General features: G+C 56.0%; 15 protein-coding genes. 11 read left to right on the forward strand and 4 right to left on the reverse strand.

Annotated features, from left to right (window positions below; translation table 11 throughout):
- Nucleotides 1-264: 264 nt before the first annotated feature.
- Together HPC62_RS03825 and HPC62_RS23005 are read right to left on the reverse strand one after the other, a co-directional pair.
- A complete protein-coding gene (locus HPC62_RS03825) occupies nucleotides 265-1,860 on the reverse strand; it encodes a DEAD/DEAH box helicase (RefSeq protein ID WP_172353821.1) in 1,596 nt (531 codons plus the stop codon).
- A gap of 364 nt (nucleotides 1,861-2,224) precedes the next feature.
- The gene (locus tag HPC62_RS23005) at nucleotides 2,225-2,386 is read right to left on the reverse strand and encodes a hypothetical protein (protein WP_205370427.1); all 162 of its coding nucleotides are present in this window, start codon (nucleotides 2,384-2,386) and stop codon (nucleotides 2,225-2,227) included.
- A 597-nt stretch (nucleotides 2,387-2,983) separates the two neighbouring features.
- On the opposite strand from HPC62_RS23005, the gene HPC62_RS03835 reads away from it, so the two are divergent.
- The 3 genes from HPC62_RS03835 to HPC62_RS03845 all read left to right on the forward strand — a co-directional run bounded on the left by HPC62_RS03835 (nucleotide 2,984) and on the right by HPC62_RS03845 (nucleotide 6,229).
- Complete coding sequence (locus HPC62_RS03835; RefSeq protein ID WP_172353822.1) at nucleotides 2,984-4,396, forward strand: metal-dependent hydrolase family protein; 1,413 nt, start codon at nucleotides 2,984-2,986, stop codon at nucleotides 4,394-4,396.
- Nucleotides 4,397-4,701: 305 nt separating this feature from the next.
- The gene (locus HPC62_RS03840) at nucleotides 4,702-5,958 is read left to right on the forward strand and encodes a hypothetical protein (RefSeq protein ID WP_172353823.1); all 1,257 of its coding nucleotides are present in this window, start codon (nucleotides 4,702-4,704) and stop codon (nucleotides 5,956-5,958) included.
- A gap of 7 nt (nucleotides 5,959-5,965) precedes the next feature.
- On the forward strand, nucleotides 5,966-6,229 hold the full coding sequence (locus HPC62_RS03845) for a hypothetical protein (protein WP_172353824.1): 264 nt from the start codon (nucleotides 5,966-5,968) through the stop codon (nucleotides 6,227-6,229).
- Between the two features lie 38 nt (nucleotides 6,230-6,267).
- On the opposite strand, the gene HPC62_RS03850 is transcribed toward HPC62_RS03845, so the two are convergent.
- Entirely contained in the window at nucleotides 6,268-7,344 is a 1,077-nt protein-coding gene (locus HPC62_RS03850) for an FG-GAP repeat domain-containing protein (protein ID WP_172353825.1), read from the reverse strand.
- Between the two features lie 164 nt (nucleotides 7,345-7,508).
- A complete protein-coding gene (locus tag HPC62_RS23820) occupies nucleotides 7,509-7,637 on the reverse strand; it encodes a hypothetical protein (protein WP_255548856.1) in 129 nt (42 codons plus the stop codon).
- Nucleotides 7,638-8,255: 618 nt separating this feature from the next.
- Between HPC62_RS23820 and deoC the strand changes: the two genes are divergently transcribed.
- From deoC to rplA, 8 genes are all read left to right on the forward strand, one after another.
- A complete protein-coding gene (deoC, locus tag HPC62_RS03855; RefSeq protein WP_172353826.1) occupies nucleotides 8,256-8,957 on the forward strand; it encodes a deoxyribose-phosphate aldolase in 702 nt (233 codons plus the stop codon).
- 75 nt (nucleotides 8,958-9,032) lie between these two features.
- Nucleotides 9,033-10,202 carry a DNA repair protein RecO gene (gene recO, locus HPC62_RS23335; RefSeq protein WP_172353827.1) on the forward strand — a complete coding sequence of 390 codons (1,170 nt, stop codon included), beginning with the start codon at nucleotides 9,033-9,035 and terminating at the stop codon, nucleotides 10,200-10,202.
- A gap of 22 nt (nucleotides 10,203-10,224) precedes the next feature.
- The gene (locus tag HPC62_RS03865; RefSeq protein WP_172358768.1) at nucleotides 10,225-11,904 is read left to right on the forward strand and encodes an MFS transporter; all 1,680 of its coding nucleotides are present in this window, start codon (nucleotides 10,225-10,227) and stop codon (nucleotides 11,902-11,904) included.
- 58 nt (nucleotides 11,905-11,962) lie between these two features.
- Complete coding sequence (locus HPC62_RS03870; RefSeq protein ID WP_172353828.1) at nucleotides 11,963-13,165, forward strand: glycosyltransferase family 4 protein; 1,203 nt, start codon at nucleotides 11,963-11,965, stop codon at nucleotides 13,163-13,165.
- Nucleotides 13,166-13,545: 380 nt separating this feature from the next.
- On the forward strand, nucleotides 13,546-13,740 hold the full coding sequence (gene secE, locus HPC62_RS23340) for a preprotein translocase subunit SecE (RefSeq protein WP_225906908.1): 195 nt from the start codon (nucleotides 13,546-13,548) through the stop codon (nucleotides 13,738-13,740).
- Nucleotides 13,741-13,754: 14 nt separating this feature from the next.
- Nucleotides 13,755-14,408, forward strand: a complete 654-nt coding sequence (gene nusG, locus HPC62_RS03880) for a transcription termination/antitermination protein NusG (protein WP_172353830.1) — start codon at nucleotides 13,755-13,757, stop codon at nucleotides 14,406-14,408.
- Nucleotides 14,409-14,415: 7 nt separating this feature from the next.
- Nucleotides 14,416-14,841: a 50S ribosomal protein L11 gene (rplK, locus tag HPC62_RS03885; RefSeq protein ID WP_172353831.1), complete on the forward strand. Its 426-nt coding sequence runs from the start codon at nucleotides 14,416-14,418 to the stop codon at nucleotides 14,839-14,841.
- Nucleotides 14,842-14,956: 115 nt separating this feature from the next.
- Complete coding sequence (gene rplA, locus HPC62_RS03890; protein WP_172353832.1) at nucleotides 14,957-15,673, forward strand: 50S ribosomal protein L1; 717 nt, start codon at nucleotides 14,957-14,959, stop codon at nucleotides 15,671-15,673.
- Nucleotides 15,674-15,697 lie beyond the last annotated feature (24 nt).

Consider the following 15,697-nt stretch of genomic DNA (forward strand, 5'->3'; position numbering starts at 1 on the left):
GCAAACTTGCAGAACTGGAATGCGCCCTCCGCATCAATGTCCGAAGTCTTTACCCATCATTCTTAATTTCTGACAAATCCCTCAAGAAATATTTTCAAAAATCAATGGTTGCCTTCATACCATTTTTTGCCAGACCGTTTATTCTAAACGGGAGGGTGGCTCCGATCATCCTCGCAGAAGCAGACAGCGGTGGGGGCTACTGGCTGTCTGCTTCTTGCATTTGGACGCATAGAACAACTCAGGGAAAAACTCAGGCATGTTGAGTCAGGCATTTTTGAGAAAAATCGCCTCCCAGCCGTGGGGGCCAAATTCTTTTTGAAACTCGCTGATCACCCAGGCAATCGACTTGCCCTGGCGCTGGGCAACGCGCATCAGGTAATTCTTATAGTTGTGCTTGTCTTCTAGCGTAGGCGATGCGCCAAAGATGGAGCCGAGGCACCAGGCATCCTTGGGCATACAGTTAAATTTTTCAAAAAAGCGGCGATCGCTCCAGGAGGGGGCCGCGCCTTCCTGATAGCTGCGCTTGCGCTGAGCATGGAAAAAGCGCAGCATTTCTTGCTCCTCGAGCATCCGCACCTGTTCGTCGCTCAGCACCTCTTCCAGGTCATCCAGACATACCTGGCTCTCGTCTCGCCATTCGTGCTTGCAGTCGGGGCAGGTCATCAAAAAAATGGGCACGATGCGGCCACAGGCAGGACACTGCTTAATAGGAGCGCTGCCGATGCCCTCGCCTTCTGTGTCTTCTCGCGTAGGCAGGTGATAGAACTCGATGTCTTCGGGAAAGCCCAGCCGCGCCAGGTTGCCCGCCTGGTCAAGAATCGTGCCGTGCAGCTTGCCCGTGTGCGGCGCAATTCGCATGACGCGGCCGATCTGCTGATGGTGCAGCGCCCGCGACTGGGTGGGCCGCAGCAGCAGCCCCACCTCCACGCTCGGCTCATCAAAGCCAATGCTGATCACATTGCAGGAAGTCAGCACCAGAATGTGCCCGTCGCGCAGTTCGGCGTAGAGCTTCTGACGGTCTTTGATGGGCGTTTCGCCATCCACCGTTGCTGCGGGAACATTGGCCTGGTTAAAGGCTTCGGCAACGTGCCGTGCGTGTTCCACGTCTACACAAAAGGCGATCGTGCGCTTGTCGGGAACAAGCCGTAGCCATTCTTCCACAATGCGTTCCACCAGTTCGGGGCGATCGCACGCATTTTTCAGCGCCCGCTCGTCATAGTCGCCCGCCACCGTGCCCACGCCCGACAGGTCAATCTGATGCTCCGGTGACAACCCATAATACTTCATTGGCGCGAGATAGCCCATCTTTTGCAGCACCGACGGCACTGGCGAAGCTACCAGCGTTTCCATATGGTCGCCCAGTTGCGCTTTGCCCAGGCGATAGGGCGTGGCCGTCAGCGCCAGATGCACCGCCTGGGGATGGGTTTTGTAAAGCACCTGTTGCCCTACCTGGCTAAAGACCGTCGTATGCGCTTCGTCAAACAGCACCACATCGGCGTGCCACTTTTTCCACCAGTGGCGCTTGGTCATGGTTTGCACGCTGGCAATCTGGATTGGCGCAGTCGGGTCTTCTTTCCAGCCCGCCTTAATAAAGCCGCAGTGCAGCCCAAAAGCCTGCATCTTGTCGTAGGTCTGCCCCACCAGCACATCCAGATGCACCAAAAACAGCAGCCGACAGCCCCGCGCCTCCGCATGGGCGCAGATTTGCCCGGCGATCACCGTTTTCCCTGCGCCCGTCCCAGCAATCACCGCTACGCGCTTATAGCCCTCGCCCAGCTTGTTGTAGAGATCCTTAATCAACTGCACCTGATAGGGGCGCAGCGTCGGCGGCGTGGGAGCGGTCGCGTTTTGGGCAGTCATGCACGAAGCGTTGTGGGCAAGCAACAGGCAAAATCTCTAAGGCTTACTGTAGCAAAGGACGGCCCGGAATAGAGTTCGCGTGTACTGGAAGCCGCTAGAACCTTGTGCTGCGGCTTCCAGAAAACGAGTCACCCATCGCGATCAAAAAGCTCAGCGAAAGGGTAGTCCCTACAGGGTGTATCCCACTTTTGCAACCCTCACCCTAAATCCCTTCTGGCTCCCCTTCTCCCGTTTTGGGAGAAGGGGCTGGGGGATGAGGGCAAACTTGCAGAACTGGGATGCGCCCTCCCCCCTGTTTGACTGACAAAACAGGTTAAAGCTGGAACGAAAGCCAGGAGGGAAGCAGAGCTTGATTTACGCTGCCTCAATCAACGGCTTGTACAGGCGATGGACGTTCAGACGACTGTTGTGCAGCCAGCGGCTTAGCCGTCGTTGTTTGCTTTGTGCCTGCACTCCTCGACAGGGGACATAGGGCAAGCCACCGCGTCAGGTTGACCTCTCCGCGCTGGAGTAAGGCGATGACCATCCACAGGCAGGTCGTCAGATGCCCACGATGCGCTCAGGGTACCGATTGACCCAGCCAAGTGTTCAAGGCATTGTAGAGAGGGGAGTTCACAACATCTATGCTTTTGAGTGGTATCTAAGCTTAGAACGCTGGCTCCCCTCTCTCTCCTCAGTTCTCTGAAACTACAGCACCACAAGCTGTTCAGCAGCTTATAGACAACTTTTGTCAGTCAACCAGCCCTCAACCTGCCATGGCATCAAGGCGACAACATGATGACTCCCTAAGAGCTAATTTATGAAGCAAATCTTAAGAAGCCTGAAACTCTTGGCATGTGTGGCTTTGAGGTCATGTTTGCCCAGGAAAAGCGGTTTCTCGGAAATCCTTGATTAACAAGGCTTTCAGGCTCCTTTACAAATTAGCTCTCATCTGGTGATCTGTCTCGTTTTATCAGCCTAGGTTTGCGAGTGGCTACAAGATTTGGAACTAATTTGGAACGAATTTGGAATTAAATCCTAATTGCAGATTTTGTAGCAAAGTGCATCGAGCTAGCTTTGAAATTTAGCTCGCTTTGGAAAAGCTACTGAGTTTACGTTAAGTCGTGAATAGGTCGTAAGGCATATGGGTTCCCGATTTCGATACTCGGCTATCTTAGGAGTCGTTTTACTCATTCTGATTGGTCTGGCAACGCAGGTGGGCTGGGCGCAGAGCCAACCTGCTGTGACCCTTCCAAATCCGGGCATCAATCGCGTTTTGTTTCAAAATGTGCGGGTGTTTGATGGCACCTCTCCTCGGCTTTCGGGCCCGACCAATGTACTAGTCATTGACAATAAAATCGAGCGCATTTCTACCTCGCCAATTCCGGTTCCTGCCGATCTCCGCACCCTCCTGATCAACGGGGAAGGCAAAGTGCTGATGCCGGGATTGATCGATGCCCATGTTCACCTGTTTCTGGAAGGGGTTGCGGGTCAGGCGGCTCTGTTCGAGGCGGGGGCTGGGGGAGATGCCCTGGTTCAGCAGGTGTTTCGGGCTGCGGCTGAGAGTTCTACTCAGATGCTGATGAACGGGTTTACGAGTGCGCGGGACATGGCGGGGCCGGTGTTTGATCTGAAGAAGGCGATCGACCAGGGTCAACTCGCGGGGCCGCGACTCTGGCCGTCGGGCGCGATGATTTCTCAAACGTCGGGCCATGGGGACTTTCGCACGCTGGATGAACTGCTCCGAACGCCGACTTCGGAACTGAGTCTGGCTGAGAGATATGGCGTGGGGGCGATCGCCGATGGTGTGCCCGAAGTCCTCCGGGCAACCCGTGAGCAGCTAATGCGGGGGGCTACTCAAATCAAGCTGGCGGCGGGTGGCGGTGTGGCTTCGGTCTATGACCCCCTCGATGTATCCCAATACACCGAGGATGAATTTCGCGCTGCCGTGGATGCGGCCGCAGATTGGAACACCTACGTCACGGTTCATGCCTATACGCCAAGAGCAATTCAGACTGCGATTCGAGCCGGGGTGAAGTGTATTGAACATGGTCAGTTGATGGATGAGCCAACGGCCAGACTGATGACCGAAAAGGGAGTCTGGCTGAGTATGCAGCCCTTTCTAGATGACGAAGATGCCAACCCCTATCCCGAAGGCAGTGAAAGCCGCAGGAAGCAGTTGCAAGTGGCAGAGGGCACGGATATTTCCTACGGGCTAGCCAAGAAATACAACATCAAAACTGCTTGGGGAACCGACATCCTGTATGACCCTGCAAAAACGGCTCGTCGGGGCAGGCTGCTGTCGAAAATGGTGCGCTGGTATACGCCTGCGGAAGTGCTGAAGATGGCAACGCACGACAATGCAGAACTGCTGGCGATGTCTGGGCCACGCAATCCCTATCCAGGCAAGCTCGGTGTGGTCGAAGAGGGCGCTCTGGCAGATTTGCTGTTGGTGAATGGCGACCCTCTGGAAAACATTCGGCTGATTGATAATCCTGCTGAAAACTTCCTGGTGATTATGAAAGACGGCAAGATTTACAAAAATCTGCTGAGCTAATAGGGATTCTCTGGCTCATCCATCTGGCTTCTAGGAGGACAGATGGATGAGATTGCATTGCGCTCCGGTTCTTGCATCCAATCTGCAACCCGTGGTTCCGTCCAATGGTCTAAATTGTCGAATTCTAAGCTTGTTGCCCACTGCTTTACTGATATCTTGTGAAATGTTTTGCTGAAGTTTTAGGTCTGTTGAGCTGGTTTTACGAAACTTCGGTTTTGACAAACTCGCTTCACTGAACTTTGGTTTCACTTAACTTTGTGCTATGTGTTTTGCATTTCAATTTGCCATTTTTCAGAGTTTTTATCATGCTTCGCCAATTTGCATTGTCCTGGGGGTATTGTTCTCAGCATCTTTCCCAAACTGGGGGGCTGGAGGAGTGTCGGTCATCCAAGAGGCGCATGAGGGCGATCGCCCAGACGCTCTCTATTGCAGCGTCGGTGGCGGCGGTCGTATGGGTTGCCCCAGCCCACGCCACGGAACCGCGTCCATCCGCCCCCGAATCGGCTGAATTCATTCACCGGGATACTCCAGAAAGTCCAGCACTGGCGGCGGTTTCTGAAGATGCTGCCCTAGGAGAGTTGCACGAAACCTCTAAGTTTTCATCCATCACCCTGCATCCTGATTCCATCCCCGCTGCTTCCTCTCAGCCCGAACCTACAACCATTGCAGACCTTCAAATCCAGCAAATCCAGCAAATCCAGCAAATCCAGCGGGAAACCCCTGCACAGCCGCCAGCGCTCGAACCGCAGCCACAACTCACTGCACAGTTGCTTCTAGATGAGTTGCCAGCCGCAGAACCCATTGTTGATGAATTTTCCCTGGATGAATCGTCCCTGGCGCAGACCTCGCTTGATCCGCTGGCTGAGCCATCTGAGCCTGCGCTGGAGCCTGTTGACCTGCCGGAACTGGAACCCGCCGATTTGCCCGAAGGTGAGTTTTCTTCTGAATCTGCACCCTTTGATCCTAAAGGACAGTTGGCTGGTTCCGCGGGGTCTGGAGGGTCTAGATCGGGCAGCCGCTGGCAGGTTACTGTAGAGCCGTATTTCTTTATCCCACTGGATGTGAGGGCAGACATTTCGGCCGTGGGGCGATCGACTACAATTCGGGCCGACCTAGACGACTTTTTGAACCTCGATCGCGCCTTCGATGGCGGCCTGCGGGTTGATGCCCAGAACGGGCGATTTGGGATTTTGCTCGATGGCTTCTATCTGTCGCTGGCCCAGAGTGGCACGCTGCCCGTCACGTTCCCAGCAGGAAGCCTTCTGCGCTTTGGCATTCCCTTTGAGGTAGAGGGCCGGGCCGATGCCAGTGCCTCTCTGCGCCAGGGCAAGATCGATTTGGCCGCCTACTACCGCGTGGTTAATCGATCCCTGCGGCGATCGCCCACCCCCGCTAACCCGTTCCCCTTTCTGGTCGTCGATCCCATTCTCGGACTCCGCACCAATATTTCGAGACAGGAAATTGAAGTGGACGAGGTGCGGATCGGCCCCAACACCATCCCAATCAGGCCCCAACACCATCCCAATCAATCGAGAATTCAGTTCCTCCCGCACTACCCTTGAGCCGCTGGTGGGGCTTCGAGTGGGGCTACAGCTTTCGCCACGCTGGAGCCTGGGTCTGGAAAGCACCGTGTCTGGGTTCAACATCAACGCCGAACGCGACACCACTTTTAATTTTCAGACTGGCGTGGGCTACAGCTTTTCTCGCTCCGTCACTCTGCGGGTAGCCTACGTTTACAATAGCTACGAATTTTGCGACGGCAGCGGCCTCAGACGCAGCGAAATCGACCTGGATCAGCACGGCCTAGGACTGTGGCTATCTATTCGCTTCTAGGGTTCTGTTCTGGGATTCTGAGCCAGGGCAGCGCCGGACTATCGGGCGGCGGAACCTCCAGCCGGAAGGTAGCCCTGCTCAGTCAAAAATGCTTCGAGGGCGGCAGGAAAGTCGGGATATCGATAGACAACCTGCCCGTCTTTGTAGATTTCTAGACCCCAGTCTGAGGTGCGATCGTAGTTGGCAAGCATAAATGCCCAGCCCTGCTCATATTCGCCCAGCAGGATCATCTGCGCCACGTAGCCCGCCAGAATGCCGTTGACTTCGTTGGTGTCTGCTTGAACGGTCAGTACGGCTTCGCGCATCTGGTTGGCGATCGCCCGCAGTTCTGCTGGATGTTGCCGGGTCACGTCTACAAGCTGCCCGTCTTGCAGCGCCCAGATTTGGGAGGGCGGAAACGAGCCAGCGTAGCTGCTAAAGGCATAGAGAAAGGCATTGTCAAATGCGACAAACTCTAGTCGCCCATCGCCATCTAGATCTCGAAAGCTGCCGCCTTCGCCATCGCGGAAGCCTGTGTCGGTTGTCTCGAAGCGATCGCCCTGCCAGCGGTGGATGATGTGGGAGGTGCAGCAGTGCGCTCCGCCGGAATAGGTGCGGATGATCACTTCAGCCGTGCCGTCTGCATCTAGGTCTTGCAAACTTACTCCACCGTAGGCCGTGCTTTCCTGGGTTTGTTCTAGCTGGGGCTGCCCGTTATACAGCAGCGTATACTGGACTTCGCCGCCCCAGGCTTCGGCATCTTGGCGATAGCGAAAGCGCACCTGCACTGGCCCTTCATGCAGTTCTCTCGGCTGCTCTAGCGCGTCGTTCAGTTCTACCTCAGTCGCCTTGGTCGTTGTGGCAGCTACGTCGCTGGCTGGCTCGCCTGCGAGTACATTCTGGGTCTCAACCCCAGTCGCCTCAATCGCCGTTTCAGCGCAACTGCTCAGGCATAGCGCGATCGCCACAGAGAGCGATCGCCGCCAAACATTCGTCCCGTGGCTCCACCCGCGATTGATAAATTGGCTGGGCAAATCACTGGGTAAACCACTGGGCAAATCACTCGCCGAGTCACTGGGCAAATTACTCGGCGAATCAGTTGATAATCGCTGCCATTTTCCTGCACTTCGGCTCATCCCGCCCTCCAGAAGAAACAGACCCTGCATCAGAGTCATCCAATAAGACTCCCTCTAGATCAGCGTACTAACGGTTCTCCTCAAGATCCGGGCGCTTCCGTCGTCGAGCTTTAATGCCTTCAAACCTTGAAAGTACAGATGCACGATTTGTTTGCCCATCGCCACTAGCGCGACTGGCCTGCTGCCTGAATCTCCGCACCCACTCGCGCGATCAAAGGAACACTCCCAAACAGCGCCAGCGTTCCACCCACCGTTGCCACGCACAGAAACAGACCCAGTAACCGACTTGCCATCGCCTCAGAGATCCTCAGCTTCATAAGCGCTCCTTCCCTATAATTTGCACCGTTGCACTGTTGTACCTGTATGTATCTGTACGCAATGTGCAGCTTTGCCGATCCCCCTCACCCTTTTCTGGTATGCCGCAGACTTTGAGCTATCTCCCAGCGGAGGAGAGGGACTTCAAGCCTCTCTTGCTCCCCTTCTCCCGACTTGAGAGAAGGGGTTGGGGGATGAGGGCAGTTTGCAAGCTGCACATCGCGTTATCTGTATCAGTCAGACCTGCTCCGGTCACACCTGCTTCGGTCATTCCCGCTTAATTCGCATCTGTCCTAAGTTGCATCTGTGTTTAACACACGTTCACGCAAGAGACATCCTTGAATTCAGTTGCAGTTTCAATGTTTACATTTCTCAACAAAGTGCAGCATAGTCCATTTGGCGGAATCTGGCAAAATCGCCAGCCGTGTCAGCCGATGGGTGCATAGCCCGTTTACCATGCCATCAACAGCACGCCCACCCGACCTGCTTTTACCTACGAACTCATTCCAAAAAAGGATTTAGTTTTTGGCGTTTCATGCCATGCTTTCTTCAGCATTGTGATCGGCACTGTCCGCCGTCTTGACTCATCTCGGCTTATGCCAGGTTCTCACTCCGATATCGACCTCGCCGCGTTTATTGATCAGGCGCTGCTCAGCCCAGTGGCCACGTCTGAGCAAGTGGCCGAGTGTTGCGAAGCCGCTGACCGCTTCAAGTTTGCAGCAGTGTGCGTGTTTCCGGCGCATGTCCGGCAGGCGGTGTCTCTGCTGCACCACAAATCGCCCCAAGTCTGCACCGTGATTGGCTTTCCGACGGGTGCGTCTACCTCTGCGACCAAGCTTTATGAAGCTCAAGAAGCCGTCGAAAATGGCGCAACTGAACTGGATGTGGTAATCAACCTGGGCTGGCTGCGGGAAGGCAAAACCGACGCGCTGCACCGAGAACTGGCGGAAATTTGCGAGGCAACGGGGCAAACGGTCAAGGCAATTCTGGAATTGGGCCTGCTAACTCCGACAGAAAAGCGGCTGGCGGCAGAGATTTGTATGGATGCGGGAGCCGCCTATTTGAAAACCAGCACGGGCTGGAATGGGGGGGCAACGGTTGCCGATGTGCGCCTGCTGAAGGAGATCGTGCGCGATCGCATTGGCATCAAAGCCTCCGGCGGCATCCGCACGGCCCAGCAGGCCCTTGACCTGATCCGGGCAGGAGCCACCCGCATCGGCACCTCTCGCGGCCCAGAGTTGGTTCAGCAGTTTGATACCCTGGATCGAGGCGCTTCGGGAGGGAGCGACGAAAGGTGAAGTAACGGATTACCTGAGCTTTTATTCCCCTCCATACGCCACTCCCCTGCCCCCCATCACTCCCTCCCTCTCCCCATGAGCGGCACTTACAAAACCGTTGGAATCAACCTCAAAGGAATGCCGATGGGCGAGAGCGATCGCCTCCTGACCGTGCTGACTCGCGAACACGGGCTGATTCGGTTGGTGGCTCCCGGATCGCGTAAACACGAGTCCAGCCTGCGGGGACGCAGCGGCCTGTTTGTGGTAAACCAACTGCTGATTGCCAAGGGACGGACGCTAGACAAGATTATTCAGGCAGAAGGGATCGAGGCTTTCACGGGGCTGAGCCAGGATTTGCGAAAGCTCACCGCTGGGCAATATCTGGCAGAATTGGCACTTTGTCAGGCACTCAGCAACCAGCCGCAGGATGAACTGTTTACCCAGCTCAGTGAGTCCCTGCGCCGCATCGAGCAGTTGCCTGCTAGCGTCACCCTGCTTTGTTTGGTGCAAGCGACCTACCAGTTGCTAACACTAGCGGGCGTTGCGCCGCAGGTTCATACTTGTTGCGTGACTCAGCAGCCGATTGTGCCACCCGATGGGGTGAGTCCTGAGGGAAGGGGTGACTCAGAGGTTGAGGGATGGCGGGCAGGATTTCACGCAGCGGCCGGCGGGGTCGTGTCCTGGGAGGTGCTGTCCCGCCTAGAGCCTGGGGAGATTCTCTCTGAAAATCCATCTGAAAATCCGCAGGATTCGCAAAATCCGCATAACCCTGCCCTAGCATCGACGGCCGCTGTGCTTGAGAATAGAGAGAGCCTGAATGCTGCTGTTCGCCCCAAGCCAAAGCCTATTAAAAAGGTCAAAGCATCCGGCGATTCTATGACTCCCGCAGCAAAAGGCCGCGCTACGCTGGCAGAACCGGAAGGACGATATGCGATCGCCCGCTCCCTGCCCAAATCCACTGCTGGATCTCGCCTGGGTACGCCCATCTCGTCCGCTGAGCTTGCGGCTTTGCAGCGCCTGAGTGATCCGGAGTTGCTTTCCATGTGGATGCAGGCAAACTGGATGCAGACAAACGGGTTGCCAGCGCCCGCTTCCCTGTCGGCTTATAAGACCCCAGAGGAAGTCTGGCTGCGGGTGGAGCGGCTGCTGCGCCACTATGCCCAGTACCATTTTGACCGCCCGATTCAGTCAGCCGCCCTGATCGAAACCTGCTTTGCGGCTGTTTCGCCCTCGTCCTGTTTACCTACGCAAGATGCAACGGATTGATCCTGACCTGGTTCCTCTGCGGATGATCGCTTCTGATCAAGCGGGCGATCGCCCCCAGCCGCTCACCACTGCTGAGCGGCACAGTCCCAATAGCTATCGAGGCCAGGTCGGACAGTGGGAATCCTCTACACCCGATGATCCGTCACCCCTCCAGAACACGGCGAAAAATGGCAAGTTGCCGGAGAATGGCCAGTCTTCTCAAAATGGCAAGGCGGCGGATACCCCTGATTTTGCCCTGCCTGAACCCTCGGCTGCGTCTCTGCTGGAAACCAGCCCAGAACCCAGCGGACACCAAGCCGACGAACCTGCCAAACCGGGCGCTGTCACTATCCACGCGGGAAAATCTATAGGAGACGACTCTCAGGACTCCGACACGCCAGAATCGGAGCGCGGCTTTTTGCCCGTGCTGCGAAACCGCAACTTTTTGGCGCTGTGGAGTGGGCAGGTGTTTTCCCAGCTTGCCGACAAGGTCTACCTGGTGCTAATGATCATGCTCATCACCAGCCGCTTTCAGTCTGCGGGGCAAACGGTGAGCGGCTGGGTGTCGTCGGTGATGGTGGCGTTCACCATTCCGGCGGTGCTGTTTGGCTCGGTAGCTGGCGTGTTTGTCGATCATTGGTCTAAAAAAGCCGTGCTGGTGGCGACGAACCTGCTGCGGGGCGGACTGGTGCTAGTATTGCCGCCGCTGCTGTGGATTTCTCAGGGCTGGTCGCCACTGGCGGGCATTCCGGTTGGCTTTTTGGCGCTGCTGAGCGTGACGTTTCTGGTGTCCACGCTGACGCAATTTTTCGCCCCGGCAGAGCAGGCGGCGATTCCCATGCTGGTAGAGCGCAAGCATCTGCTGTCTGCCAATTCGCTCTATACGACCACCATGATGGCATCGGTGATCGTTGGGTTTGCCGTGGGGGAACCGCTGCTGGCGCTGGCCGATGGGGCGATCGCCCACGTTGCGTCCCAGTTTGGGCTAACCCTGAACATCGGCAAGGAACTCATTGTTGGTCTAAGCTACGCCCTGGCAGGCCTGCTGCTGCTGCTGATCCAGCCGCACGAAACCATTGACCAGTCCAAAGACGACCTGCCCCCCGTCTGGGAAAACATCCGCGACGGGCTGCGCTATCTGAAACAGCAACGGCGAGTGCGGGCGGCGCTGATCCAGCTCATTGTGCTGTTCTCTATTTTTGCGGCGCTGGCAGTGCTGGCGGTGCGGCTGGCGGAGGTGATGCCCGCCATCAAGTCATCGCAGTTTGGCTTCTTGCTGGCGGCGGGTGGGGTCGGCATGGCGCTGGGCGCAGTGACTCTGGGGCATTCGGGCATGCGCCTGCGGAGACATCGCCTCAGCCTCTACGGGGCGCTGGGCATGGGTGCAGCCCTGGCGGCGCTGTCCTTCTTTACGCAGCAGTTGGTGCCGACGCTGCTGCTGCTGGTGCTGTTTGGCGCTTGCGCGGCGATCGTGGCGATTCCGCTGCAAACGGTGATTCAAGAAGAAACGCCAGAAGAGATGCGGGGCAAGGTGTTTGGGCTGCAAAATAACGCGGTGAACATTGCCCTCAGTCTGCCGCTGGCGCTGGCGGGCGTGGCAGAAACGCTACTAGGGCTGCGAGTAGTGTTTCTGGGGCTGGCCGCAGTGGCGATCGCCGCAGGTGTCCTCACCCAATCCGTCGGCGGCTCCGATCCTGCCACCGTATCGCAAACGATTAAATGATGATTAAATTCTTGTATTCATACCCCAACTTTTCTCAATTATTCTTTCGATAAGTTGAATGCATATTGCTTGGCTTGGCAAAAAATCTCCTTTCTGTGGCAATGTCACCTACGGGCGCGAAGTCACAAACGCGCTCCTAGAGAGGGGGCATCAGGTTAGCTTTCTCCACTTTGCCCAGGAGGAATTCCCTCCAGAATCTCAGGCAGAGCCTCCGGAGGAAATCCAGGAAGAACTTCAAGAAGTCTCCATTCCCTGTCTCTACAAGTCACAGATCTACACCATTCCCTCGCCCAAGTCGAGCAAAGTGCTGACCCAGGCGCTCCAGCGGCTCAAACCCGACCTAGTTCATGCGTCTCTGACGCTCTCGCCGCTGGATTTTGTGCTGCCAGAAATTTGCGAAGAGCTAAACCTACCGCTAGTCTCCACATTTCACCCACCCTTTGACCGCAAGCGTCGCAACCTGACATCGGGCACCCAGCACTTGATGTATCAGCTCTACGCGCCATTTCTGGCCCACTACCACCGGGTCATCATCTTCTCTGAAATTCAGCGCGAATTGCTGGTGCGGCTGGGAGTTCCGGATAACCGTTTGGCGGTGATTCCCAACGGCGTAGACGTGGAGAAATATTCACCCGGCCCATCGAACATCAAAGCAGAATTGGATGCCCGTCGCCTGTTTGTTTACCAGGGGCGCATCGCAACCGAAAAGAATGTAGAAGCGCTGCTCAAGGCATGGAAACAGTCGGAAATGCCCCCCGGCAGTAAGTTGGCGATCGTGGGCAATGGGCCGCTTGCGCCGACGCTGCGCCCGTTTTATGGCGAAGATCTGGGCATCGTGTGGCTGGGCTTTGTTGCCAATGAGCAGCGGCGTATTGAAATCCTGCGGGGAGCCGATGTGTTCATTCTGCCTTCTCTAGTGGAAGGTCTGTCGCTGTCGCTGCTGGAGGCCATGGCCTGCGGGGTCGCCTGCATGGCAACGGATGCCGGGGCCGATGGCGAAGTGCTGGAGGCAGGCGCGGGCATCGTCCTCAGCACTCAGCGCGTGCTGTCTCAGTTGCAAACGCTGCTGCCGCTGTTTGGCGATCATCCCGAAATGACGTTGCTGCTGGGGCAAAAGGCCCGCCAGCGCGTGCTAGATCGCTATACCCTCAGCCGTAACATCAGCCGACTCGAAGATCTGTATCGACAGGTGCTAGCCCAGCATCGAACTCAGCTGATCTCGTCGCCCCCGTCGATTCAGCGAAACTGGTACAGCCACTAGACAGCCACTTGTCTGCTCAGTCCTCTTGACTTTATTGCATCAGAATCATTTCAGAAATTCTCTGTGCTATGATGGGAAAGCGCAATTTGGGCCTAGAGGGGTTGCTGCTGCGGCTGGGTGTGCCTTGGATAGGCTAAGCAGGGATAAAAAACGTTTAGAGTGATTCTGCACTCTGACTTATTCTGTCTCTCTTTGCAATCTGGTGTGAAGCGCTCTGACGCTGGTAGGCAGGTCGTCCGCTCTGGAAGATGCGCGTTTTTCTCCATCTATTCCCCGTTCAGGCAAGGAGTGTGATCGTGGCAGAGAAAAAAGAGGAAACGGCTCAGGATGTCGTCAAGTCTGCGGAGACGAAGCCTGCAAAGGGGGCTGACTCAAAGGCGATCGCCGAAAAATCAGGGTTTAACATTTCTGAGTTCCTCAAAGGAACCAAAGAAGAATTGGATAAGGTCGTCTGGCCGAGCCGCCAGCAGTTGGTCAGTGAATCGCTTGCCGTCATCCTGATGGTGACCCTCTCCGCTACGATCATTTATCTATTTGATAATTTCTTCATCTGGGCTGCCGGAAAGGTGTTCTAAGGGGGTTCTGAATCATGCTTGCATCGGATGAGTCAGACAATCTGCTGTCTGTTGAGGAAGAAGCCGCCAATACCGAGCATTACGAAGATGAGTCGTCGCCCCGTGGAACGCCCCGTTGGTATGCCGTCCAGGTTGCCTCAGGCTGCGAAAACCGGGTCAAGATGAACTTGGAGCAGCGAATCGAGACGCTCGATGTAGCCGATCGCATTCTCCAAATTGAGATTCCCCAAACGCCAATCCTAAAGCCGCAAAAGGGCAACAAACCCAAAGAGGCAGCAGAAAAAGTGTTTCCGGGATATGTCCTGATCCGCATGGTGATGGATGACGAAGCATGGCAGGTCGTGAAAAACACGCCCAACGTCATTAACTTCGTTGGCGCAGAGCAGAAGCGCCGCTATGGACGGGGGCGCGGGCATGTTAAGCCAATGCCGCTCGGTCATTCGGAGGTAGAGAGAATCTTCAAGCGTGCCCAAGAGCAAAAGCCAGTCGTCAAAATTGATATGGCGGCTGGGGACAAGATCGTGGTCTTGTCGGGGCCGTTTAAGGATTTTGAAGGTGAGGTGATTGAGGTCAGCCCAGAGCGCAGCAAGCTCAAGGCACTGCTCTCAATCTTCGGGCGAGATACCCCGGTCGAGTTGGAATTTAACCAGGTTCAAAAGCAGAGTTAGTGGGGCAATGGCAAAAAAGGTAGTCGCGATTATTAAACTGGCAATTGATGCAGGCAAAGCAAACCCTGCGCCGCCGATCGGCCCTGCGCTGGGTCAGCACGGGGTCAATATCATGATGTTCTGCAAGGAATATAATGCCAGGACGGCTGATCAGGCTGGCATGGTGATTCCGGTAGAAATTTCGGTGTTTGAAGACCGCAGCTTTACGTTTGTGCTGAAAACGCCTCCGGCATCCAAGCTGATTGCCAAGGCAGCTAAGATTGACCGGGGGTCGGGTGAGCCAAACAAGAAGAAGGTTGGTTCAATTACTCGCGCTCAACTGCGGGAAATCGCCCAGACGAAACTGCCTGACCTGAACGCGAACGACGTTGAGGCGGCGATGAAAATTGTGGAAGGCACGGCCCGGAACATGGGTGTGACGATTGCCGACTAGAATCGGCGCGATTGAGTTTTGTGTGATTGAGTTTGCTGTTTGGTTTGCTTTGTTGAACTCGTTCATGATTCGGGGGAGGGCGATCGCCCGTTAACACCCCAAGGAGACTCTCAAAATGGTGAAAAAGGTATCGAAGCGCTTGCGGGAACTGCAAGCCAAGGTTGAGGATCGCCCCTACGCCCCGCTAGAGGCGCTTGCCCTGCTCAAGGAAACCGCTACGGCGAAGTTCCCGGAATCTGCCGAAGCCCATATCCGCTTGGGGATCGATCCCAAGTACACGGATCAGCAGCTCCGAACCACGGTGGCACTGCCCAAGGGCACGGGTCAGGTCGTGCGGGTGGCAGTTATTGCTCGCGGCGAGAAGGTGACAGAAGCCACGAATGCAGGGGCAGATTTGGCGGGATCTGAGGAGCTAATCGACGAAATCCAGAAAGGCATGATGGATTTTGACGTGCTGATTGCCACGCCAGACGTGATGCCGCAGGTGGCAAAGCTGGGTCGTCAGCTTGGGCCTCGTGGTCTGATGCCCTCTCCCAAGGGCGGCACGGTGACCTTTGATCTGGCTCAAGCCATTGACGAATTTAAAGCGGGTAAGCTGGAGTTTCGGGCTGACAAGTCGGGCATTGTTCATGTGATGTTTGGCAAAGCCAGCTTTTCGCCCGACGACCTGCTGATCAACCTGAAGGCGCTGCAAGAAACCATCGACCGCAACCGTCCTTCGGGCGCGAAGGGTCGCTACTGGCGAACGATGTACGTCGCTGCCACGATGGGGCCTTCGATCGAAGTGGACATTGCGGCACTGCGCGACATGAAGGCGAGTGACGCAGCCTGAGCGCTGAGTCTTCATCCAAGGAGC

The organism is Thermoleptolyngbya sichuanensis A183 (genome assembly GCF_013177315.1).
In the GTDB taxonomy this organism is placed as follows: Bacteria; Cyanobacteriota; Cyanobacteriia; order Elainellales; family Elainellaceae; genus Thermoleptolyngbya; species Thermoleptolyngbya sichuanensis.